We start from the raw sequence: 25,892 nt of genomic DNA, 5'->3' as shown, positions 1-25,892 counted from the left end.
TCAACAAAAATATTGCATAATAACTTTACTCTACATAAGATAACGGTCTTGAGCCGGATGTTTATTACAACATCATTGACGAAGTAGTAATCAATAAATATACCTACCAATTCTCAACAAACATTGGTTCTCTGTGAGGTATCCATTTATTCATCTTGTCTCCGTATTATTTCGTAAGATTTAGATTTAATTATATTATACAACATTTATTTCAAATTTCAATCATTCCGGTAATTTTTTCCTTCTAGATAATACGGTATAGAAAGTGTTTTAATTCGCTCCATAATTCTGGCAGCTTTTGTCTTTTCAGTGCCGTCTCTCGTAACTGAAAGATGATATTCTAATTCTTCGAAACTTAAATTTGAACTGAAGAAAGTTGGCAGTTCTTGAACCATTCTATAATGTAAGAGCGGGCCAATGACTTCGTCTCTTGCCCATGTTGTAATTTCTTCAGCACCAATATCATCCAACATGAGTATATTCGCTTCTCTGACTCTTTGAAGTTTAGACTCAAAACTACCGTCTTTAAATCCGCCTTTTAACGAACGAATAAACTCTGGTAAATAAACGATGGTCGATGATATTTTTTCAGTTTTCAATTGATTCGCTATAGCACCTAATATAAAAGATTTCCCCGTTCCAAATGGCCCGTGTAGATATAAACCTTTCACTTGCGATTCGTGATTTGTAATTTTGTCGCAGATTTGGTTTGCAGCCATAGCAACATCTAATCTATCTCTTCTGTCCATATAAATATCTTCCAACTTAGCATCTAGTGTGTCGCGTTGCATGTGATGGGATGTAATCAAATGTGCATTAAACTTTTCTTCATCATGTTTGATTTTGCAAGGACAAGGTAAATAGCGAATCTTTATATGATTATTTTCAATGTACAATTCAGGTATGTGTCCTTTAACAAAATTGGGACAATCTTTATAAGCATGACCATCATAATGCTTTTCTTGGTCTTTATATTCTTGCAAAATATTTAAATCTTCATCAATCATTGCATTGGTCAATTCGGACTTATGTGTCTCTAAAAATTGTTTGACGTCTGGATCTTTGACGACATCTTTTTTGATTTTTTCGATGCGTTTTGATAAATCATTTGATTCACCCATAATATGGTTGAAAGATTTCATTTATTGTCCTCCTTCCATCTATTTTTTAATTGATTAAGAAATTGTTCTCTATCTTTTTTTAATTTCTCATCATCTTCATCTTTGGATGGTTCATTCGATTGCTTATTATCGCGTTCTTCTAACCATTTTGGTGTCATTTCTCTGGAAGCTAATTGTTTCTGTTTATAATTACGTTTATTAGATTGGTTTTCTTTCTTAGGCTGATTTACTTTCACGGCGTATTGATATGCTTGTTCTGCTGTTTTAATGCCTTTTTTCTTCCAATTAGATGCAATCTCAAATATATAGGATTTAGGCAGCTTCATATCTTCTTTTAACATTACAAACTGCAATAGAATATTAATAACGCCAAATGATAAATGTTCACGTTCAATCAGTTCTTCAATCATATATTTTTGTTGGGTAGTTGGTTCAGACTCTGACCATGATGCAAGCATATCAATAGGACTTGTTTCCTCCAATTGTTTAAGCCAACTATCATTTTCACTTTCAGTTTCCACTGGTTGATTCTCTAGTTTAGTTTCACTATCCGCTTCTGTTTTAACATTTAGTGTAGGCAATTGTTGTTCATGCTCCATTAAATAATACGTTCTTGCATGTTTACGCAATTCTTCAAATGACAATTCTTGTGCACTTGTGATGGATTTTAATATGATGCGTTTCATTGCTTCAGGTGTCAATCCATATAATGTAGCAATTTGTGTGATTAATATTTTAGCATCTTTATCAATTATTTTTGCACTTATAAAATGGCTTTGTAATAAATCGTAAAGTGTCTCAAAATCAAACTGAACTTGACTTAAGTTTAAACCAGTATATGCTGTTTCTTTTTTTTCTATACCATCATTTTCCACCGTTTTATTTGGCACTTTAAATACATCAGTGAACGTACGAGTCACATCTTGATATTGACTATAATCAATACGCTGATCACTCTCGAAATGCCGTTTGAGTTGTTGATAACGTTGTTTACTTACCTCACTATATAAATAAACAGATAACATAGGGTCGTTAAAAAATTGTTTCGCAGAAGGTGGTTGAATCAAATCATAAATAAACGATGAATGTTGTGCACTGTGATTAACATATGATTTAACAAGGCCTGTACCTTCTAACAAATCCATTTCTTTTCTGAATTCCAACAAATTTATTTTTAATTCACTCATTATAATATAGTGAGTTAAAACAGTATCAGAACCAACTTCCGCAAATTGATTCAAGTAATGATATAAACCAATCGCATTCATACCAATCATGGGCGTAAACAATCTATTTAATATTTCTAAATGGTTATTATTTAAATTAAAATCACGAACAACATTGAAATTATCATGTGGTCTCAAACCATAATCGTAGGATTGTAACCCCATTAAGAATCACTCCGTTTATTTTCAGCTAAAATACCTTGCATAGATTGTAGTAACTGGTCTACATCCTTAAATTCCTTGTATACAGATGCAAATCTTACATACGATACTTGATCTACATGCATCAATAAATTCATAACATGTTCACCAATTTCTCTTGATGAAATTTCAGCACGACCCTCATCACGTAATTTCCATTCGACATTATTTGTAATGTCTTCTAATTGCTCATATCGTACTGGTCTTTTCTCACATGAACGAACTAAACCATTTAATATTTTTTCTCGTAAAAATTGCTCACGTGTACCGTCTTTTTTAACTACGATGAGTGGTCTTTTTTCTATATGTTCAAAAGTAGTGAACCTTGTTTCACACTCTTCACATTCTCTTCTACGTCGAATCGCATTAACTTCATCTGCATGTCTAGAGTCCACAACACGAGAATGAGTCGAATTACATTTCGGGCATTTCATCGAATTATCACCCTCTCTTTTTGATTACCTTACATTATACTATAAATATGCAAGTCACAAAAGATTCGCTATTACACTATATCTATATCGTATAGCATAATTCAAAAGAAACGCCGTATAATTAAGATTTATTAACTTTAAAGCTAATATTAACGAAGAAATAATAATAAAATTAAAAACGCCTCGTAATATAGTTTATAAATTAACAACTATGTTACGAAACGTTTTAGATAATTATTTTTAAAATTTGTAATCGCTATTTTTGAAAATTAATTTGCTACAGCTGCAACATCGTTTTTAAGTAATTGTCCAATTTGTGTGGCAACATCAACTACTCTATTAGAATAGCCCCATTCATTGTCATACCATGCTATCACTTTAACTTTATTATCTCCCATTACCATTGTACTTTGTGTATCGATAATGGCCGAATGTGGATTCGTGTTAAAGTCCATTGAAACGAGTGGTGCATCTTCGGTAGAAATGACACCTTGTAAATCATTCGCTTCAAAAGCTTCGTTCACTTGTGTTGCTGTTACATTTTCATTTAAATCGACCACTAAATCAACGAGTGATACATTTTTTGTAGGTACGCGTAAAGCCATTCCATGTAATTTCCCTTCTAATTCTGGCAATACTTCTTTCAATGCTTTAGCAGCACCAGTTGAAGTTGGAATAATACTTTCATTACATGAACGTGCACGTCTTAAATCTTTATGTGGATTATCAATATTATTTTGGTCATTGGTAATGGCATGTACAGTTGTCATCAAGCCATTTTGGATACCAAATTGATCATTTAATACCTTTGCAACCGGACCGATACAGTTTGTAGTACATGAAGCGTTGCTAAAAATATCATATTTCTCAATATCTAATTGGTCATTATTAACGCCTTTGACAATCATTTGTACATCTCCACCCTTAGATGGACCTGTTAACAATACTTTTTTAGCACCAGCTTTAATATGTGCTATCGCTTTATCTCCGTGGTTAAATTTACCTGTTGCTTCTATTGCAACATCTATATCTAATTGCTTCCATGGTAAATTTTCAGGATTTCTATCAGAAACTAATTGAATTTCGTGATCATCAACTTTAATTCCCGATTCTATTGGCTCTACTTTAAAATCATAAACGCCATGTGTTGTATCATAATTTATTAGATGTGCAATTGTTTCCGGTGGGTAACTCGCATTTATCGCCACTACATTTAAATCTTTATTTTTTAGTGCGATTCTCAACACCATTCTACCTATTCTACCCATTCCGTTAATTGCTATATTTGTCGTCATTCGAAGCACCCCTCGTCTTAGTGTTATACTTTATGGAAATAGTATAACATAAATATTTATTCAGGAAAGCGTTTTCTATAATAAATTTAAAAACTTTAGCATTAAGGCTTTTATGTTTTCTAATATTAATCAGTAAGATTTTCGTATATATCCTATTCTCACTTATGTATTTCCTTAAATATTAATAATAAAAATACTTAAGTTATTAGAACGTCTCTTATATAAAAACCACCCAATTATCAAAGATAATTGGGTGGTTGTAATCACTTTTATTAAAGTACATCTTCAGAATGACTCTCTATATAGCCTTCTTCTAATAATAAATTTTCTAAATTTTGTTTTAGTTCTAATTTTGTATCACGATTATCTATTTCATGGTCTGCCATTCTACGTTTTTTATCTATAGAAATTTGACTATAAACACGTGCTTTCGCTTCTTCCATTGAAATATTATTTCGTTCCATCAATCTATCGATTTGTATACTTTCTGAAGTATATACTAACCAGACTTCATCGACAGTATCTTGTAAATTATTCTCAAATAATAATGGAATATCCATAATGACATGATAACCTTCGCTTAAGTATTGTGCTTTTTCTTTTTCCATAATTTCTCGCACAATAGGATGTACGATTTCATTTAATTCTAATCTCTTTTCAGGTTGATTAAATACTACTTCGCCTACATAAGCTCTATTCATTTCACCATTTTCATCAATAGCTTGCTCACCAAACGATTCTTTCACACGTTCTAGGCCTTTTGTACCTTTTTCTACTGCTTGACGTGATGCAATATCTGCATCTACGATTTTAAAACCATGTGCACTTAATAGTTCTGATACCGTAGATTTACCTGATGCGATACCACCAGTTAGTCCTATAACTTTCGGCATATTCTCACTCTTCCTTTATTTTTTGACAAGTTGGACAAAAATGACTATTTCTCGTTGCAATTACTTGTGTTGCAATGTCATCGCCACAAACTTTACAAACTTTTTGTTTATATACGTTTAGGTGTTGCTGCATTGTACCTGTACTACCATCAGCATGACGGTAATCTGAAATGCTTGTTCCACCATATTTTATACCCGCTTCCAGTACTTCTCGAACATAATAGAATAACATTTCTCGTTCCTGATGATTTAAATCTTTTGGTAATCTAGCTGGATGAATACCTGATCTAAATAATGCCTCGCAAGCATATATATTTCCACATCCTGATATGACACGGTGGTCTAGAATCATTTGTTTAATTGGTTTATTTTGATATAACTTTTTATCAAACCAAGCCAAATAATGTGCCATAGCTTCTTTTTCAAAAGGTTCTGGGGCAATTTCTAAAAATGATGGGTAAGCTTCAAATGAAGCAACGTTTCTAATTTCACCAAAGCGTCTAATATCTGAATACACAAGTAATTTGTCATTATCTAATTTAAATATGACATGCCAGTGTTTGCGATAATTTGGCACACTAATATCTTCAAGCTTATCTACGACAAAAAATCCACCAGCCATACCTAAATGACTTATTAGAATTCGCTTATCTCCATCTTTTTCTAAATAGAAGACAATATACTTACTTCTTCGCTCAATATCAACAATCGTATAAAGCCTAGTGAATCGTTTAAAAGTATCAAGCTCCATACCTTTAACAATGGTTTCTCTATGATTCGCTTTTCCTTCTTGTACTTTATCAGAAAAGAGAATAGATTCTATTTTTTGCCCTTTTACAAATGGCTTAATGCCTCTTGTTACATGTTCTACTTCAGGTAATTCAGGCACTTGTTCACCTACTTTCTATTTTGCGTCATACCATGTCTTACCATGACTTGTTTCAACTTTGAGTGGTACGTCTAATGCCAATGCATTATCCATTATTTCTTCTATAAATTCACTAAAAGCCTCTACTTCATCTTTAGGTAATTCAAAAATTAATTCATCGTGTACTTGTAATAATAATTGCGCATGAAAATCAGTATGTTTAACTTCATTTACAAAATTAACCATTGCCAATTTGATAATATCTGCGGCACTGCCTTGTATCGGTGTATTCATAGCCGTTCTTTCCGCAAAACCACGTAAATTAAAGTTTCTACTAGTGATGTCCGGAATATAACGACGGCGATGTAATAGTGTCTCAACATAACCTTGCGCTTTACAATCTTTAACAATATCTTCCATATATTGTTTCACACCAGGGAAACTATCGAGATAATCATCAATAAACTGCTTTGCTTGTTTACGTGTAATACCTAAACTTTGACTTAACCCATAGTCGCTTATGCCATATACGATACCGAAATTTACTGCTTTCGCTTGTCTACGCATTAGACTATCAACTTCATCTGGCTGTACATTAAATACTTTCATAGCAGTTGCTGTATGAATATCTTCATCATTGATGAATGCTTGTTTCATGCTCTCATCTTGAGTAATATGTGCAAGTACACGTAATTCAATTTGCGAATAGTCAGCTGAGAAGATGACATTGTTATCGTCACTAGATTTAAATGCCTTTCTAATTCTTCGACCTTCTTCTAAGCGAATTGGAATATTTTGCAAGTTAGGATCTACAGATGACAATCTACCCGTTTGTGCAAGTGTTTGATTAAAACGCGTATGAATGCGATTATCTTCACTAATCACTTTTTGCAGTCCTTCTACATAAGTAGATTGTAGTTTTGATAATGTTCTGTACTCTAAAATATAGTCGATAATAGGATGTTGTCCTTGTAGTTGCTCCAGTACATCTACGGCCGTAGAATAACCTGTTTTAGTTTTTTTAATAACAGGTAATTCTAATGTTTCAAATAGTACCACGCCTAATTGTTTTGGTGAGTTAATATTAAATGATTCGCCAGCCGCGTTATAAATATTATTAATTAGTACATCAAGTTTCGCTTGAATTTCTTTTTCCATTTCTTGCAAATCGGTTGCTACTGTGTAAATGCCAGTTTCTTCCATTTCACTTAAAATACGTGCTAACGGTAATTCTAAATCATCTAATAAGTTAGTTTGATTATATTCTTCTAACTGCGCTTCCATTTTTGGTTTAGTTTTGTTAATTGCTTCGATAATCGTTCCAACGTGATGATCTAAAATTTCATCCTCAGGTACATGTCTTTTTTTACCTTTACCAAAAACTTCTATACTTTCTTTCACATAATGTTGATCAAAATACGAAACCACAGAATTCACATCATCAATTGTGCGAGATGGATCGATAATATAACTCGCGAGCATAACATCAAAAACGATATGTTTAATAGCTATGTCTAAGCGATGTGCAACAATATATGATTTTTTAGCATCATAGACGATTTTTTCTGTCTTATCATTTTCTAACCAAGCTATCAATTCCGGATAGTCATGAACCTTATCCGCATCAATGACAACATGATTTGATCCATCATATAAAGCAAATTTCAAAATATCATCTTTCAAATAATTCGATCCATCTAATTCAAAATGAATAGTGGCTTCTGATAATTCATTAAAATCTACATTACTAAAATCCGATGTAATTTCAAGTTCTAATTCTTCAGCAGAAGTATGCGTGCCCTCTACATCGACTTGATCTAAAAGCTGCTTAAATTCAAGTTTTTTAAAGATATCAATTTTTGCTGTTGAATCAGGACTTTCAGGTAACTTCGTATCTGCTAAAGTGACTTCTATAGGGCTATCGCAGTTGATTGTAGCAAGTTCTTTACTCATTAAAGCATCAGATTTACTATTTTCTAGTTTTTCTTTTAATTTTTTACCAGACACTTCTTCAATATGATTATAAACATTTTCAACAGTAGAAAATTTCTTCAATAACTTGATTGCTGTTTTTTCACCAACCCCAGCCACGCCAGGAATATTATCTGATGCATCGCCCATCAATCCTTTCATATCAATGATTTGATTTGGGACTAAGCCATCATATTTTTCAGCAATAAATTCAGGCGTATAATGATCAACATCTGTTACGCCTTTTTTTGTGTAATAGATTGTTACATCATCTGTAGCTAACTGCGTCAAATCTCGATCACCTGTAACAATTATTGTTTCAAATTTTTCTGCATTTGCCTGTTTACTTAATGTTCCTATAATATCGTCAGCTTCATAATTGTCTAATTCGTATCGTTTAATTTGATACGCATCTAACAATTGTCTGACATATGGAAATTGTTCACTTAGTTCCGGTGGTGTTTTTTGACGTCCACCTTTATATTCACTATATTGTTCATGTCTAAATGTTGTTTTTCCTGCATCAAATGCAACAAGAAAATGTGTAGGCTGTTCTTCTTTAATTATTTTCTCAAGTAACATCGCAAAGCCATAAACAGCATTGGTATGTATACCTGCCTTATTTTGTAAAAGTGGTAAAGCATAAAAAGCTCTAAAGCTCAGACTGTTACCATCAATTAAGATTAATTTATTCAATGTTTTAACCTCCAACACATATTTATATTTATTTTAGCATAAAAAACTCCCGTAACTGTATTGATACGTCATATTTGCGATATTCAAATAAATATTAACGAAATAAAAAAGCCGGTCAAATACCATTTAGGTTATCTGACCGTTATATACATATAAGCTACTTTGATTTTAAAATTATAACATGTGTCACAACGTTATTCGAAAAATGTGACTCTAAAAGTAGAGCCTTCATTAGGGCGACTAAAGACATTAATACGTCCATTATGTGCTTCCATAATGTGTTTGGTTATTGAAAGTCCTAAACCAGTACCGCCTGAATCTCTACTTCTCGCTTTATCTACGCGATAAAACCTTTCAAAAATATGCTGCTGATCCTCAGCACTAATACCAATACCAAAATCTTGGACTTCCATGATACGTTTGTTTGCATCTTTATATACACGTACAATCACTTCACTTGATGCTTTAGAGTAACTCACGGCGTTAGACAACAAATTCAAGGCCACTTGTGATACTTTATCTTTATTTGCATCAATGACTATGTCAGGTTTAATTTCATTAACAATTGTGATTTGCTTTTCTTCTGCAATATTTTGCATATTCTTGATTGTGCTTTCTGCGATTTCCGAAAGACTCACGTATTCTGTTACAATTTCTGTTTGTTGCTCAACATGTGAGAGATCTAATAAATCAAACACTAATGTTTCTATGCGATCTGATTCTTTAGAAATAATTTTTAAAAATTCATTTAACGTCTGTTCATCGTTTTTTGCACCATCTAATAATGTTTCTGCAAAACCTTTGATAGACGTAATTGGTGTTTTTAATTCATGTGACACATTAGCAACAAATTCTCTTCTCAAATTTTCTAGTTTTTTAAGATTCGTAATATCGTGTAACACAATCACCATACCATATAAATTTTTCTTTGTTTTAGAAAGAATCGGTACACAAGATGTGTCAAAATATTTTTGATGAACTTGATCAATTGTTAATTCAATTTGATCATATATTGGCTTTTCTACTTTAAATGCTTCGGTAATAAGTTTTTGTAGTGTCAAATCTACAAAGTCAACATAACTTTTATGCTCTACAGCTTTTTCAGGTGTAAAAACATTATAAAATGATTTATTAGCTACAACGATTTCACCATATTTATCAATCATCAATATGGAACTTGGTATATTTTCTACCGTAGTTTTTAATCGATTAGATTGAAGTTTTTGTTTGTGATTCAATCTTTGCAACCTGCGAGCAAGTTCATTCGTCGTTACAAATAACTCTCTGGTTTCTTTGACATTACTTTCAGGTACTCTCACATGGTAATATCCTTCTGCTAACAGGTTCGTTGCATAAGTCACTTCATTAATTGGTCTAATATAAGTCCGGTTAATACTTCTAACAACTAAAAATATGATGATAATCACAAATAAACCAATCAGTGCAATATATTTCCACATTTGAATCTGTAATTCTAATATCTCATTATTTATTCCACTAAGGTATACATCTTTATCATCAATAGTGGTTTTAAATGTATATCTGCGATCATCATTTTCTTTATCATAGATTAATCGAGAAGGATTTGCTTCATTTTTTATATCCTCATTTATTTGTGTTCCTTGATTTGTGGAAAACAAGACATCGTTACTTTCCTCTATTTTAACTGTAAGCTTTTCACTTTTAGCAATATCAGTCATCTCATTTTCTTTGTCATTCTTATATAGTTTGACTAGATGATCAGCTTGATGTTCCAAATCACCTTCTTGAGCTGAAGAAACTGTATTATATATTGCATGTGTAATAATTGCACCTAAAGCTAAAAAACTTATAATAACGATGATACATAATAAAAATAAAAGTCGTTGTTGAAACTTTAACATTAGACTTTAGGTCTCTCCAATTTATAGCCTAACCCACGAACTGTCTTAATTAGTTTGGGTTGTTTTGGATTTTCTTCTAATTTATCTCTTAAATGACTTATATGTACATCCACAATTCTAGAATCACCAGCGAATTCATAATTCCAAACAGAGTTCAACATATGCTCACGTGTGATAACTCTGCCTTGACGCTCAATTAAATACAATAATAATTCAAATTCTTTTGGTGTTAATTCAAGCAATTCATCTTCTCTATATACTTCAAAATATTCAGGTCGAATTCTTATCGAACCAATGAGTATGTCATCTTCATCATTTTCAACTGGTACCGCCTCATTTACGATTGCAGACCTTCTTAATATTGCCTTTACTCTGGCAACAACTTCTCTTGGTGAAAATGGTTTAGTCATATAATCATCTGCGCCTAACTCTAGACCTAGAACACGATCAAACTCATCATCTTTGGCAGTTAGCATAAGTATAGGTACAAGATTTTTATCAGAACGTATTGATTTACAAACTTCAATTCCATCTTTTTTAGGAAGCATTACATCCAAGACAATCAATTCTGGGTTTGTAGCATTTACTTTTTCTAATGCCTCTTCACCATCATAGGCTACTTCTACTATGTATCCAGCTTGTTCTAAATTATATTTTAATAAGGTTACAATTGATTGCTCATCATCTACTACTAGTACTTTTTGTGACATAGTATACCTCCATATTTTTGTTTACAAATTAATTATAACTTAATTTTTAATAAAAATAACATAGTTTAAAATTTTTTAACATAAACTTTACAAAGCAAGTAATAACAATCTATGTAAATATTTTTTGAAACTTTTGTAATTTTGCTTTAAACAATGTATTGCGCTATTTATAACTGAAGTCATTATTGAAAACAATATATTGCGTTAATAGAATCTTAACACTATATACATAATATGAACACCTAAATAAGCGTTTTCATTTACTCTGTGTATTTTATTCCAATCCTATCTCACATAGACTCCCTTAGTTATCAAACAGTTTTAGTAGCCAATTGATATAAAAAGACGAAATTCCATAAGTGAGAATTTCGTCTTTTTTAATATATGCTAAATGTATGCTGACAGATTTAATTTTAACTGAATTATAGATTTTTAATTAATTCATCAGCAAAGTCAGATGTAGAAACTTCCTTCGCACCATCCATTAAACGAGCAAAGTCATAAGTAACTACTTTAGACGCGATTGTTTTTTCGATAGATGCAGTAATTTTATCTGCAGCTTCTTGCCATCCTAAATGTTCTAACATTAATACGGCACTTAAAATTTCTGATGATGGATTCACTTTATTTAAGTCAGCATATTTAGGCGCAGTACCATGTGTTGCTTCAAAAATAGCATGTCCAGTTTCATAATTTATATTTGCTCCTGGAGCTATACCGATACCACCAACTTGTGCTGCTAATGCATCTGATACATAGTCACCATTTAAATTCATAGTAGCAACAACATCGTGATCTGACGGACGTGTTAAGATTTGTTGTAGGAAGATATCAGCAATTGAATCCTTCACTATAATTTTACCATCTTTTTCAGCTTGTTCTTGAGCCGCATTCGCTTTGTCTTTACCTTCTTTTTCAACGATTTCATCATATTGTTGCCATGTAAATACTTTGTCACCAAATTCGTTATGCGCTACATCATAACCCCATTGTTTAAATGCGCCCTCAGTAAATTTCATGATATTACCTTTGTGGACTAATGTTAATGATTTACGGTTATTGTCTACCGCGTATTGAATCGCTGCACGAACTAAACGCTCTGTACCTTCTTTTGATACTGGTTTAACACCAATACCTGATGTTTCAGGGAATCTAATATTTTTAGCGCCCATTTCATCTTGTAAAAAGTCGATTAGTTTTTTAACTTCTGGTGTGCCTTCTTTAAATTCAATACCAGCATAAATGTCTTCAGTGTTTTCACGGAAGATAACCATGTCTGTATCTTCTGGACGTTTAACTGGTGATGGAACACCTTGGAACCAACGTACTGGACGTAAGCATGTGAATAAATCTAATTCTTGTCGTAACGCAACGTTAAGTGAACGAATACCGCCACCAATTGGTGTAGTTAAAGGCCCTTTGATAGCAATTAAATATTCTTCAATTGTATCAAGCGTTGCTTGTGGTAACCATTCACCTGTTTCATCATAGGCTTTTTGGCCTGCCAATACTTCTTTCCATTCAATTTTCTTTTCACCATTATAAGCTTGCTCTACTGCAGCATCGATTACTCTGCTTGCTGCTTTCCAAATATCTGGTCCAATACCATCACCAATAATAAATGGAATGATTGGATTATTTGGTACTGTTAAACCTTCATTTGTTTTTGCTACTTTTTCGCCTGCCATGTATAAAAACCTCCGTGTATTTGAATTATATTTTAATTGCGCTAACTAAAATAATACTTATTTATATAAAGCAACTCACTTATTTATGAGTAGTGATGCCTCTATCTGACTTATCTTTCTTCAATCGGTTCGTATGTTCTGTTTGTTTCACCAATATATTGTGCTCTTGGACGCATAATTCTATTATCTCTATATTGCTCTAAGATATGTGCAATCCAACCTGAAGTTCTGCTTACTGCAAAAATTGGTGTAAATAAATCATGTTTAATGTTCATACTGTGATAAACAGTCGCACTAAAGAAGTCGACATTTGCAATTAAACCTTTTTCGGCTTTCATTTTATCTGCGATTTTAACTGAGATATCAAACAATTGACTTTGCCCAGTTTCAGCAGTGATTTTTCTACTCATTTCTTTTAAGTATTTTGCTCTTGGATCGCCATCTTTATATACACGGTGTCCAAAGCCCATAATTTTTTCTTTATTTTTTATTTTGTTATCAATGTAATCATCAACTTCATCAATGGATTTCACTTCAGATAACATGCTCATTACACGTTCATTTGCCCCACCATGTAATGGACCTTTTAATGAGCCAACTGCTGCAACAATACCTGAATACATATCAGATAAAGATGAAACAGCACATCTTGCTGTAAACGTAGATGCGTTTAGTTCGTGATCCGCGTGTAATACAAGTGCTTTATTAAAAGCTTCAATTTCGATATCACTAGGTAATTCTCCTCTTAACATATATAAAAAGTTACCTGCATAGTTTAAATCTTTATTTGGTTTTACAGCTTCTTTGCCTTCTCTAACACGCGCATATGATGTAACAAGCGAAGCTATTTTAGCTTGAATACGAATAGCTCTTTCCATTGTTCTGCTTTCATCTTCGTCTTCAGCATGTTCATCAAAATGAGCGATATATGAAACAGACGTTCTTAATGCTGTCATTGGATGTACGTTACCTGTAGCGTATTCTTTAAAATGACTATACACTCTAGGATTTAATGTCATATATTCAAAGAGCTTTTCTTTAAGTTCTTTCAATTCTTCTTCATTAGGTAATCGATAATGCCAAAGTAAATAGATAACTTCTTCAAATTCAGCATTTTGTGCTAAGTCATCAATATCATACCCAGCATAAGTTAATTGGCTGTCGATGATGGAACTCACTTTCGTTTCAGCTGCAATTACCCCTTCTAAACCTTTTTGTAACTCTGCCATATATAATTCCCCTTTTCTATTTCGTTATGAAATGGCTTTCATAAACCATTATATCCAATTTTAGAACTTTTGTGAATATTTAGGTTTTAATTTCCTTACCAATTCAATAAGAAATATGTTTTTGTCTATATGCCCATAAACACGCATCTATCTATATACGTTGTTATAGATATATTTTAATATGTAAGCACGTACACTTCAATTTTTATACCTTTTCAATTGGTTATCATGATTAATAACAAATTATTAATGTACTATTATACTGTGTTCTGTATGATATCGTTTCAGAAAATAGTTGTTTTATTTTATATTGCATAGCATAATAATAAATAACTAAATAAAGGAGTCTTATATATGGCAAAACAACAGTTACAAAGAGAACTAAGTAATCGTCACATTCAGCTCATTGCAATCGGGGGTGCAATCGGAACTGGATTATTCTTAGGTGCTGGTCAAACAATTGCATTAACTGGCCCGTCTATTTTACTTACGTATATCATAATTGGTTTTATGTTATTTATGTTTATGCGTGGCTTGGGAGAAATATTAATTACTAATACTAATTTTAAATCCTTTGCAGATGTTACCAACCATTACATAGGTCCATTTGCTGGCTTTGTTACTGGCTGGACATACTGGTTATGTTGGATCATTACTGGTATGGCCGAAGTAACCGCAGTTGCAAAGTATGTTAGCTTTTGGTTTCCAAACATACCAAACTGGATGAGTGCCCTATTTTGCGTACTTGTCTTAATGTCACTTAATCTATTAAGTGCTAAATTATTTGGAGAATTAGAATTTTGGTTTTCTATAATAAAAATTGTTACAATCATTGCTTTAATCGTAGTGGGCGCTATTATGATTATCATGGCTTACAATACTCAGTTTGGACAAGCATCTTTAACTAACTTGTACAATAATGGTATTTTCCCTAAAGGTATCAGTGGTTTTGTTATGTCATTCCAAATGGCACTATTCTCATTTGTAGGAATTGAACTTATTGGTGTAACCGCGGGCGAAACTAAAGATCCCACTAAAACATTACCAAAAGCAGTTAACAGTGTACCGACACGTATATTAATATTTTATGTTGGTGCTTTAGCAGTCATCATGTCAATTATTCCATGGAATCAAATCAATTCAGACGAAAGTCCTTTTGTAAGGCTCTTCGCACTAATTGGCATACCATTCGCAGCCGGTATTATAAACTTTGTAGTATTAACAGCAGCCGCATCATCTTGTAATAGTGGTATTTTTTCAAACAGCCGAATGCTCTTTGGATTATCGTCACAAAAACAAGCGCCACCGTTTTTCAATAAAACAAATAAAAACGGTGTGCCACATATAGCGATATTCGTTTCATGTGGATTACTAATGATTGCTGCTTTATTGAACTATATTATACCGAACGCAACACTTGTATTCACATATATTACCACTGTTTCTACGGTACTATTCATTGTAGTTTGGGCGTTAATTACAGTGGCTTATATAAACTATCACCGTAAAAATCCAGAATTACACAAAAATGCGTCATTTAAATTACCAGGTGGTAAATACATGGGATATGCTATATTAGTATTCTTTATATTAGTGTTTAGCTTACTATTCGTAAATACGGATACAAGAATTGCAGTATTTCTTACACCGATTTGGTTTATTATTTTAGGTTTAATGTATATGCGCTATAAACAAGTATCAAAATCACAACAATAAAAACCGATTATGACTGAGCAAATTTAAACTTTATTAAAAATATTTTAAGAGAGTTGGACAGAAATCCAATTTTCTAATATAGCATTCGTAACCTGTCTTAGGTTAGAATGACTAAATGAATAAGAGTCTGGGACAAAAATAAATGTCTCAGACTCTTTATTTTTATTGCACATATTGATCTGTCGTTGATGTTTAAATGAGTAATAGATTCAAACTATATTCATAGTAGTTTGTTATCAAAAAGAAAGCCTCGACATGACGTCGAGGCTTTCTACATATTATATTATGAATTAAATTATATTTTTAAAGTACGTTTGCATAACCTTCAAAGATTTTTCCTTGGTTTGCATCTACTGTAATGAGTACATCACTTTGAATTTCAGATGTAGCGTTCTCAACGCCTACTACGGTAGGAATACCTTTTTCTAATCCTATAATTGCACTTGGAGATGTAATGCCATTTTCTTCAGTAATGAGTCCGATTGCATTTTCAATATATGGTACAAGCGTCTCATCTACAGAACTTGTTACAATTATAGATTCTGATAAGTCTTTGCCTTCTAGTTCACTAGCATCTTTAACTACTAGTGTTTTACCTACTACAGAACTTCTACCGATACCTTGTCCTTTAGCTAGTTCATCACCAACTAAATGTAATTTCATCATATTCGTTGTACCTTTTTCACCAGTTGGTACACCAGCAGTAATAATAATTAGGTCACCATTTTGAACTCTTTCAGTTTCAACGGCTGTTGCTACTGCATTATTTAATAATGCATCAGTTGTTTTACGTCCTTCTTTAACGACTGGGAAAATACCCCATACTAAAGCACACTGACGCGCAGTTTCTGCATTAGGTGTAACTGCAATAATGTCAGATTGTGGACGATATTTAGAAATTGTACGGGCAGTTGAACCACTTTCAGTAGCAGCTACGATTGCTTTGACATTTAAGTTTAAAGCAGTATGAGCAACTGAAACACCAATAGCATTGACTAATGAAGTTTCAACTAATTTTGTACGGTCAGATAATAATTTTTTATAATCTTGTGCTGCTTCTGCTGATACAGCTATATTACGCATTGTTTTAACTGCTTCTTCAGGGTATTGACCTGCAGCTGTTTCACCAGAAAGCATAACCGCATCTGTACCATCATAAATTGCGTTCGCTACGTCACTTGCTTCTGCACGTGTCGCACGTGGATTACGTTGCATAGAGTCTAACATTTGTGTAGCAGTTATAACTGGTTTACCTAATTTATTACATTGTCTAATTAAATCTTTTTGCACCATTGGTACTGATTCAGGTGGAATTTCAACACCCATATCACCACGAGCAACCATTAAACCATCAGAAACTTCTAATATTTCTTTAATATTATCAATACCCTCTTGATTTTCAATCTTAGGTATAATGCTGATATTTTTATTTTGCTTCGCTTCTAATAATTTACGAATATCTAATACATCACTTGGACGACGTACAAAGCTCGCTGCAATGAAATCAACGCCTTCACTAATTCCAAAGTTAATGTCGTCAGCATCTTTATCTGTAATACCAGGTAAGCTTACTTTGACACCAGGTAAGTTTACGCCTTTTTTGTTTTTTAATTCTCCAGTATTAAGTACATCACATAATACTTCACCGTTTGCTTTATCGATTGATTTAACTTGTAATTCAATTAAACCATCATCTAATAAAATATATGAACCTTCTTCAACATCATTGATTAAGTTTTCATACGTTACTGAGAATTTTTCAGGAGTACCTTCAACTTCAGTCATGCTTACGGTAACTTCAGAACCTTTTTCAAGTTCAATAAGCCCATCTTTCATGTTGTGTGTACGTATTTCTGGTCCTTTTGTATCAAGTAAGATTGCAACTGTTTTGCCTAATCTTTTAGAAACTTTACGAATTGTGTCAATTCTAGCTTTATGTTCAGCTTGGTCACCATGCGAGAAGTTTAAGCGCGCGACATTCATTCCAGCCTTAATTAGTTTTTCAAGCATTTCTTCAGATTCGGACGCAGGTCCAATAGTACAAACAATTTTAGTTTTTCTCATTATTATTTCCTCCCAGTATTTTAAATAGATAATTCATTCGTTAGCGCATAAGTTTCAAAATCAAACTCATGTTCATGTGATCTAAATATCTCGTCAAAAGGTGTATCAGTTAATTCATTATTACGAATTCCAACACCAATAGCAGATTTTCCATCTAACAGTAAATCAACTGCATGTCCGCCTAATCGTGATGCAAGCACTCTATCTGCACCACTTGGGCTACCACCACGTTGAATGTGGCCTAGCACTGACACACGTGCATCAACATTGATATATTTAGTCAATTCTTCTGCACATACTTCACCTGACATGCAACCTTCTGCGACCATCACGATTGAGTGTTTTTTGCCACGTTTGATTCCATTATCAATCTTTTCTGCTATATCTTTGATGTCTGTCTCAACCTCTGGAACAATAATAGTTTCAGCACCAACGGACAAACCAGCCCAAAGCGCTAAATCACCACAATCGCGTCCCATAACTTCAATGATGAAAGTTCTTGCATGACTAGATGCTGTATCACGAATTTTATCTACACATTCAATTATAGTATTTAATGCCGTATCAAATCCAATTGTAAAGTCCGAACCATTGATATCATTATCAATCGTACCTGGTATTCCAATCGTCTGTATTTCAGGACATTCTTCACTTATACGCTGTGCACCTCTGTAGCTACCATCTCCACCAATAACTACAAGCCCCTCAATGCCTCTCTTACGTAGATTTTCTATACCTTTTTTACGGACTTCTACTTCTTTAAATTCTGGACATCTTGCAGAATATAAAAATGTTCCACCTCGTTGAATTGTGTCACCTACTGAACCGAGTTCAAGTTTCTCGATATCATCGTTTAATAATCCTTGATAGCCTTGATAAACACCATAGACTTCAATATTATTGTAAATCGCTTTTCTAACCACAGCTCTTACCGCTGCATTCATGCCTGGAGAATCTCCACCACTTGTCAACACTGCAATTTTTTTCATGACGACATACCTTTCTAACATGTATTTCGTACTCTAAAAATACCATAAAATCTAAGCTGTTTCCATTAAAATAGGGCTTCGTGACAAATGTAAACGTTTTAAATATAAGTATTCGATAATTGTACATATAGTAAGCGTTTCCTTATAAATTCCTAAAATTACTTGAATACTTATGTACTATTTACCTTAATTCGAATTATCGTAAACAAATCATAAATCTATAGCAATTGCTTCATTTTGTAAAAATAACAAAAAAGCTAAGACAATAGAAATTATTATCTTAGCTTTCAACATATTTAACACGAATATCAAAAACATCAGACACTTTATTCTGTATACGAACCTATTGTTCTAAATTTTTGATATCTATCTTCAACTAATTCTTCTTGCGTTAATTGGTTCAATTCTGATAAATGCGATTCAAATGTGCGTTTGATACTTTGTGCTTGTGTTTCGACATCATGATGTGCGCCACCTAAAGGTTCTTTGATAACTTCATCCGCTATATTTAATTCATATAAATCTTCGGCAGTAATCTTCATTGTTTCTGCCGCGATTTTAGCTAGATTACTATCTTTCCAAAGTAAAGCGGATGCACCTTCTGGAGAAATAACAGAATATGTACTGTTTTCTAACATTAGGATGCGATTGGTAATGCCTAAACCAAGTGCACCACCACTTCCTCCTTCGCCAATAACAATAGAGATGACTGGTACAGTTAGCGAAGCCATTTCAACTAAGTTTCTGGCTATTGATTCACTTTGACCTCGTTCTTCTGCCGCTTTACCCGGATATGCACCTTTTGTATCAATAAATGAAAAAATCGGTCTATTGAATTTTTCAGCTTGTTTCATTAATCTAAGTGCTTTTCTATAACCTTCTGGATGCGCCATTCCAAAATTGCGATATATATTATCTTTTGTATCTTTACCACGTTGTTGACCCACTACTGTAACGGCTTGTCCATTAAGATAGCCGATACCGCCAATCATAGCTGGATCATCTCTATAATTTCTATCCCCATGTAATTCGATGAATGAATCAAATATATGCGGGATATAGTCTAAAGATGTTGGTCTTTCTTGTAAACGCGCTAATTGCACACGATCCCATGGTTTCAGATTTGTATATACTTTTTCGGTTTCTCTTGCTAATGAAGCTTCCAACATGTCAATTTCTTCTTGTAAATCTACATCATTTTTTTCTTGAGATTCTTTCAAAGATTCAATTTTATTTTTTATTTCAAAAAGCGGCTTTTCAAAATCAAGCATTTGTTTTCACCTCTTGGTGCATTTTTAGAATATTAGATAATGTCGCTTTCATTTCTTTTCTATGTACGACTTTATCTAATTGTCCGTGTTCTAATAAAAACTCTGCAGTTTGGAAATCATCTGGTAATTTTTCATTTATAGTTTGTTCAATGACACGTCTACCTGCAAAACCAATTAATGCTTTTGGTTCACTTATGTTGATATCACCAACCGAAGCAAAACTAGCAGAAACGCCTCCAGTTGTAGGATTTGTTATATACGAGATATATAATAATCCAGCATCTGCATGTCTTTTTAAAGACACACTTGTTTTACCCATTTGCATTAAAGAGATAATACCTTCCTGCATTCTTGCACCACCACTTGCTGAAAACAATATGAATGGCAATCTATTTTCAGTACAGTGTTCAATGATTCTACAAATTTTTTCACCTAATACAGAGCCCATGCTTCCCATTCTAAATCGCGCATCCATAACTGCCACACCAAATGTCATACCATCTAATTGTGCTGTGCCAGTCACTACAGCTTCATTCAAACCAGTTTTTTGTTGGTCTTTTTGAATTTTTTCTTCATAGCTTGGGAAGTCCAATGGATTAGCAGAGGTCATTCCTTTATCAAATTCCGTAAATGTCCCTTCATCTGATATAGCTTCTATACGATTGTGTGCAGTTAACGCAATATGATGATCACAATTAAAGCAAACATTCAAATTTTCTGCTAGTTCTTTTGTATACATAATTTTTTTACACTTAGGACATTTAGTCATAATACCTGCTGGTACATCACTTTGTTTTGAATCAGATACTGTTACATACTTTTTCTTTTTACTGCTTCTATTGAAAAAATCTTTAAACATTGGTAAACCTCCACTTAACCATCGCTTAGTTACTCACTACCAATTCGGTTTTGTAATCAGCGTTAATGAATATTATTTATCTAAGTCTGTTAATTTCATTGTTTTATTATATATCTCTTCTGGATCTACATCTACTCTTGCCACACCAGATTCCATCGCTGCTTTAGCTACTTCTCGAGCAACAGATGGTGCAACACGTTTATCAAACGGACCTGGAATACAATAGTCCGGATTTAACTCTTCAGGTTTGATTAAATCAGCAATAGCCTCAACAGCTGCTTGCTTCATTTCTTCATTGATATGTGTTGCTTCAACGTCTAATGCCCCTCTAAATATGCCTGGGAATGCTAAGACATTATTAATTTGGTTTGGAAAATCTGAACGTCCTGTACCGATGACTTTAGCACCTGCAGCTTTCGCTACATCCGGTTTTATTTCAGGATTTGGATTAGCCATTGCAAAAATAATTGGATCGTCAGCCATTGATTCAACCATTTCTTTAGACAATAAATCTGCCACAGAAACCCCAATAAATACATCGGCATCTTCAATCACATCATTCAAACTGCCATCTATTTTGTCTCTATTCGTCCATTTAGCTACATAAGCTTTCGTGTCATTCATACCAAACGAACGTCCCTCATAAATTGCGCCTTTTGAATCACACATAATCATATTTCTTACACCATAAGAATAAAGTAATTTAATAATCGCAATACCAGCGGCACCAGCGCCATTCAATACGACTTTAATGTCCGATAAGTCTTTATCTACGATTCTCAATGCATTGATCATACCTGCAACTGTTACAATGGCAGTACCATGTTGATCATCATGAAACACAGGAATTTTAGTTTCCTTTTTTAATCTTTCTTCAATTTCAAAGCAACGAGGTGCTGAAATATCTTCAAGATTAATACCACCATAATTGGGTTCAAGTAATTTTACAGTATTAATGATTTCTTCGGTATCCGTCGTATTCAGTGCAATTGGCACACCATCTATACCGGAAAAACTTTTAAACAACACTGCTTTACCTTCCATAACCGGTATACTTGCCTCAGCCCCTATGTTTCCAAGTCCTAATACCGCAGTACCATCAGTAACAACAGCGACGGTATTGCTTTTCATTGTATATTCAAATACTTTACGAGGGTCCTCATGTATTTCTTTACAAGGTTCAGCTACACCTGGCGAGTATGCCAAGCTCAATTCTTCTTTATTAGTCACCTTTACTTTAGGTGAAACCTCTAATTTCCCTTGATTTTTTCTATGCATTTCTAATGCTTCGTCTCTTAATGTCATGTAATCTACCCCTTACATCCAATTAGTTTAAAATAACATTCATATACATTTTTATTACAATCTAACCCAAATTACAAATGATATCGTTAACAAATTGTTATTTTCATTCGCACGTTAATGTTTGTAATAAAAACATATAGATATATAAACTATTATATATTTTTTCACTCTTAATTTTTATAAAAATTAAAACTGATGGCAAGTTTATGCTTTACCATCAGTTAACTATACCATAGTTTATAGTGCGGTTAAAGTTAAATAATTCTAATATCTCGGGGTGATAAACGTTGGATTAATTTACTTAATATTTCATTATCTCGTGTTATGAAACCAATTGTTTCTATATTGTTTTGGCTTTCATCAAAATAGTTAACCGGAATTTGATTTTGCCCTTTATCGTTGGTTAATAATTGATCCAATTTAGATTCACTATCCCATTTTCGAACAACAACTTGTTGCGCTTCGTCAAATTTAGTTTGCTCAAAATGATCCATGGTATCCACTTGATTTAATATCAGTTGTTGTTTATTATTTCTATTCTCAAACTTACCTCTTACGACTAACATTTTAGAAGTATTTAAATCGATTTCATATTTTTTAAAGGTATCCGGGAATACGACACCATCCAAATTATTGATACCATCATTTAAAGTTACAAATGCCATATTTTGCCCATTTTTCGTTCTAATACGCTTAAATTGATCTACTTGAACAAAAATGGGTTTATTATCTTGTGCGTTAGCAAGCTTATAAATACCCAAATATTGCTTTTGTTCAAATGCTTTTTCTACTGGATGTGTAGATACATAAAACCCTAAATATTCTTTCTCATATTCACTTAACACATGATCTGGTAGCTCTTCTTTTTCTTCATAAGAAGCTTTAGGTGTGAGTACATCAAAAATAAAACCATCTTGTTCAATATCAGAGATATCATCCAGCACTTGATCTATAGCATTTAACAGCGTCGCTCTATTCTTGCCAAAAGTATCAAATGCCCCCACTAAGATAAGAGATTCAAGTAATTTTCTAGTTTTAATTCGTTTAGGTATCCGTCGCGTGAAATCAAAAAAGTCTTTATAGAAACCATTTGCTTTTCTTTCTTCTACAATTAATTTAACACTTTGATAACCTACACCTTTAATTGCACCAATAGATAGGTAGATACCTTTTTTTGTGGCCTTGTAGAACCAATGACTGTAATTAATATTAGGTGGTAATATATTAATTTTTTGATGTTTAGCCTCATCAATCATTTGCGCTGTTTTCTTTTCGCTTCCAATAGCATTACTTAAAATATTGGCATAAAAATAATTAGCATAATGTACCTTTAAATAACTCATAATGTATGCAATTTTTGAATAACTCACGGCATGCGCACGAGCAAAACCATAATCCGCAAATTTTAAAATCAAATCAAAAATCTGTTTACTTAAATTCTCGTCATACCCATTTTTCAAAGCGCCATTCACGAAATGTTGCCTTTCACTTTCTAATACCGCTCTGTTCTTTTTACTCATTGCACGTCTTAAGATATCCGCTTCACCATAACTAAAATTGGCAAATTTACTCGCAATTTGCATTATTTGTTCCTGATAAATAATAACGCCATAGGTCGTTTTTAATATAGGTTCTAAATCTGGATGTAAATATTGCACCTTCTCTGGATGATGTCGTCTTGATATATAGGTCGGAATTTCTTCCATTGGCCCTGGTCTATAAAGTGATGTGACAGCGACTATATCTTCAAAGTGTTCAGGTTGTAATTTTTTTAATACATTTCTAATACCATCAGATTCTAATTGGAAGATACCTGTTGTATCCCCTTGTGACAACAAGTGAAATACGTTTTCGTCATCGAATGGAATTTGTTCTATATCCACATCTATATTCAAATCATGTTTCACTTGTTTTACTATTTGATGAATGATTGAGAGATTACGCAAACCTAAAAAGTCTATTTTTAATAAACCTATTCTTTCTGACTCAGTCATTGTCCATTGAGTCAATAGACCTGTATCACCGAGCGTTAATGGTGCATATTCATATAATGGATGATCATTAATAATAATACCTGCTGCATGAGTCGAAGTATGTCTAGGTAACCCTTCTAATTTCTTACAAATATCAAACCATCGTTCATGCCTATGATTACGATGAACAAACTGTTTAAATGGCTCCTGTGAATATGCGTCGTCTAATGTTATGCCAAGTTTATGTGGAATTAATTTAGAAATTTCATTTAGTGTGATTTCTTCGAACCCCATAATTCTCCCCACATCCCTAGCCACTGCCCTTGCAAGCAAATGACCAAAAGTCACAATACCAGCGACATGGGTTTCACCGTATTTCTCTTGAACATATTGGATGACTTTATCTCTATGTGTATCTTCAAAATCAATATCTATATCTGGCATTGTTACACGTTCAGGGTTTAAAAAACGTTCAAATAACAGATTATATTCAATAGGATCGATTGTTGTTATATTTAATAAATAACTTACAAGTGAACCTGCAGCTGATCCACGTCCTGGACCGACTAATACATCATTGTTCTTAGCGTACTGAATTAAATCACTTACGATTAAAAAGTAGTCTTCAAAACCCATTTTAGTGATAATTTGATATTCATGCTCTAAACGTGTTTGATAAAGTTCCTTTTTGTTTAGTGGTAAATTTAATTGCTGAAGATTATCTGCTAGTAATTGCCATAAAAAAGCATCCGATTGCTGTTGATTTGGTGTTTTATATTTTGGTAACAAAGATTGATGATAAATCATTTCCGCCTGACAAAGTGTTTCGAGTTGATTTGTTTGTTCCCAAACCGCATCATCGATTGACAAACCTTGTAATTCAACATTTGAATATAGATGTTCATTGTAATCCGTTTGTTCACTCACTAAATCTAATTTACTATTCTCCTTTATTGCGGCCATGGCAGAAAGCGTATCTGAATCTTGGGAATTTAAATAACGCGTGCTTTGTGCCCAAACTATTGGTAAGTCAAAAGTGACTTTACTCTTATGATTTACAAAGACGTGCGCATGTTCCGAAAAGTTTGAAATAATTGCTTCATGAGATTCAGTTACATTTTTAAAAATAATAACGAAATGACTTTCATATTTTTTTAACCATTCTATCGGTGTTTCTACTTTCTCTTTCATTTTAATTGCCGATGATAGTTTAAATAAATCTTTTAATCCTAAGTTATTTTGCGCCAATACGATTGTTTCAAGCTCTGACAAACCATCTGTAAGATTAATTGTCATACCAAAGATTGGATGAATATTTGCAGCAATACATGCGTCATAGAATTGCGGAAGTCCATACAAAACATTCGTATCAGTAATTGCGAGCGCTGTATAGCCTTCTTGTGCAGCCTTCGCAACAACATCCTTAATTCTAATACTTGAATTTAATAAATCATATGTCGTATGAATATTTAAATGCGCAACCATTTGCAAATACCTCCC

The 25,892-nt window shown here is 33.0% G+C and carries 18 protein-coding genes; 1 reads left to right on the top strand and 17 read right to left on the bottom strand.

Annotation, left to right across the window (positions count from 1 at the left end; all coding sequences use genetic code 11):
- Positions 1 to 218: 218 nt before the first annotated feature.
- The 11 genes from dnaI to SSP_RS05485 form a co-directional block, all read right to left on the bottom strand.
- Complete coding sequence (gene dnaI / locus SSP_RS05535; protein WP_011302923.1) at positions 219 to 1,142, bottom strand: primosomal protein DnaI; 924 nt, start codon at positions 1,140 to 1,142, stop codon at positions 219 to 221.
- Complete coding sequence (locus SSP_RS05530) at positions 1,139 to 2,512, bottom strand: replication initiation and membrane attachment family protein (protein WP_011302922.1); 1,374 nt, start codon at positions 2,510 to 2,512, stop codon at positions 1,139 to 1,141. The genes dnaI and SSP_RS05530 overlap by 4 nt, the downstream gene beginning before the upstream one ends.
- A complete protein-coding gene (gene nrdR / locus SSP_RS05525) occupies positions 2,512 to 2,982 on the bottom strand; it encodes a transcriptional regulator NrdR (RefSeq protein ID WP_011302921.1) in 471 nt (156 codons plus the stop codon). Before nrdR ends, SSP_RS05530 begins: the two co-directional genes overlap by 1 nt.
- Before the next feature lie 269 nt (positions 2,983 to 3,251).
- A complete protein-coding gene (gap, locus tag SSP_RS05520; RefSeq protein ID WP_011302920.1) occupies positions 3,252 to 4,277 on the bottom strand; it encodes a type I glyceraldehyde-3-phosphate dehydrogenase in 1,026 nt (341 codons plus the stop codon).
- A gap of 272 nt (positions 4,278 to 4,549) precedes the next feature.
- Positions 4,550 to 5,170 carry a dephospho-CoA kinase gene (gene coaE / locus SSP_RS05515; protein WP_011302919.1) on the bottom strand — a complete coding sequence of 207 codons (621 nt, stop codon included), beginning with the start codon at positions 5,168 to 5,170 and terminating at the stop codon, positions 4,550 to 4,552.
- Positions 5,171 to 5,174: 4 nt separating this feature from the next.
- A complete protein-coding gene (gene mutM, locus SSP_RS05510) occupies positions 5,175 to 6,059 on the bottom strand; it encodes a bifunctional DNA-formamidopyrimidine glycosylase/DNA-(apurinic or apyrimidinic site) lyase (protein ID WP_011302918.1) in 885 nt (294 codons plus the stop codon).
- A gap of 15 nt (positions 6,060 to 6,074) precedes the next feature.
- Positions 6,075 to 8,705 carry a DNA polymerase I gene (polA, locus tag SSP_RS05505; RefSeq protein WP_011302917.1) on the bottom strand — a complete coding sequence of 877 codons (2,631 nt, stop codon included), beginning with the start codon at positions 8,703 to 8,705 and terminating at the stop codon, positions 6,075 to 6,077.
- A 194-nt stretch (positions 8,706 to 8,899) separates the two neighbouring features.
- Positions 8,900 to 10,588, bottom strand: a complete 1,689-nt coding sequence (gene pnpS, locus SSP_RS05500; protein ID WP_011302916.1) for a two-component system histidine kinase PnpS — start codon at positions 10,586 to 10,588, stop codon at positions 8,900 to 8,902.
- Positions 10,588 to 11,298, bottom strand: a complete 711-nt coding sequence (locus tag SSP_RS05495; protein WP_011302915.1) for a response regulator transcription factor — start codon at positions 11,296 to 11,298, stop codon at positions 10,588 to 10,590. The genes pnpS and SSP_RS05495 overlap by 1 nt, the downstream gene beginning before the upstream one ends.
- A 422-nt stretch (positions 11,299 to 11,720) precedes the next feature.
- Positions 11,721 to 12,986, bottom strand: coding sequence for an NADP-dependent isocitrate dehydrogenase (icd, locus tag SSP_RS05490; RefSeq protein ID WP_011302914.1), 1,266 nt, complete (start codon positions 12,984 to 12,986; stop codon positions 11,721 to 11,723).
- Between the two features lie 110 nt (positions 12,987 to 13,096).
- Positions 13,097 to 14,215, bottom strand: a complete 1,119-nt coding sequence (locus SSP_RS05485; protein ID WP_011302913.1) for a citrate synthase — start codon at positions 14,213 to 14,215, stop codon at positions 13,097 to 13,099.
- 354 nt (positions 14,216 to 14,569) lie between these two features.
- Between SSP_RS05485 and SSP_RS05480 the strand changes: the two genes are divergently transcribed.
- Positions 14,570 to 15,931 (top strand): amino acid permease, encoded by a 1,362-nt coding sequence (locus tag SSP_RS05480; RefSeq protein ID WP_011302912.1) that lies wholly within the window; start codon positions 14,570 to 14,572, stop codon positions 15,929 to 15,931.
- 303 nt (positions 15,932 to 16,234) lie between these two features.
- On the opposite strand, the gene pyk is transcribed toward SSP_RS05480, so the two are convergent.
- The 6 genes from pyk to SSP_RS05450 all read right to left on the bottom strand — a co-directional run bounded on the left by pyk (position 16,235) and on the right by SSP_RS05450 (position 25,877).
- A complete protein-coding gene (gene pyk / locus SSP_RS05475; protein WP_011302911.1) occupies positions 16,235 to 17,995 on the bottom strand; it encodes a pyruvate kinase in 1,761 nt (586 codons plus the stop codon).
- Positions 17,996 to 18,015: 20 nt separating this feature from the next.
- Positions 18,016 to 18,984, bottom strand: coding sequence for a 6-phosphofructokinase (gene pfkA, locus SSP_RS05470; protein WP_041784897.1), 969 nt, complete (start codon positions 18,982 to 18,984; stop codon positions 18,016 to 18,018).
- Positions 18,985 to 19,310: 326 nt separating this feature from the next.
- Entirely contained in the window at positions 19,311 to 20,255 is a 945-nt protein-coding gene (locus SSP_RS05465; protein ID WP_011302909.1) for an acetyl-CoA carboxylase carboxyltransferase subunit alpha, read from the bottom strand.
- The gene (accD, locus tag SSP_RS05460; protein WP_011302908.1) at positions 20,248 to 21,114 is read right to left on the bottom strand and encodes an acetyl-CoA carboxylase, carboxyltransferase subunit beta; all 867 of its coding nucleotides are present in this window, start codon (positions 21,112 to 21,114) and stop codon (positions 20,248 to 20,250) included. The genes SSP_RS05465 and accD overlap by 8 nt, the downstream gene beginning before the upstream one ends.
- Positions 21,115 to 21,186: 72 nt before the next feature.
- On the bottom strand, positions 21,187 to 22,419 hold the full coding sequence (locus tag SSP_RS05455; RefSeq protein WP_011302907.1) for an NAD(P)-dependent malic enzyme: 1,233 nt from the start codon (positions 22,417 to 22,419) through the stop codon (positions 21,187 to 21,189).
- Between the two features lie 254 nt (positions 22,420 to 22,673).
- Complete coding sequence (locus tag SSP_RS05450) at positions 22,674 to 25,877, bottom strand: DNA polymerase III subunit alpha (RefSeq protein WP_011302906.1); 3,204 nt, start codon at positions 25,875 to 25,877, stop codon at positions 22,674 to 22,676.
- Positions 25,878 to 25,892 lie beyond the last annotated feature (15 nt).

Source organism: Staphylococcus saprophyticus subsp. saprophyticus ATCC 15305 = NCTC 7292 (assembly GCF_000010125.1).
GTDB classification, from domain to species: Bacteria; Bacillota; Bacilli; order Staphylococcales; family Staphylococcaceae; genus Staphylococcus; species Staphylococcus saprophyticus.
The sequence above is the reverse complement of the archived record's forward strand: the minus strand, read 5'-3'. Positions and strand labels throughout refer to the sequence as shown.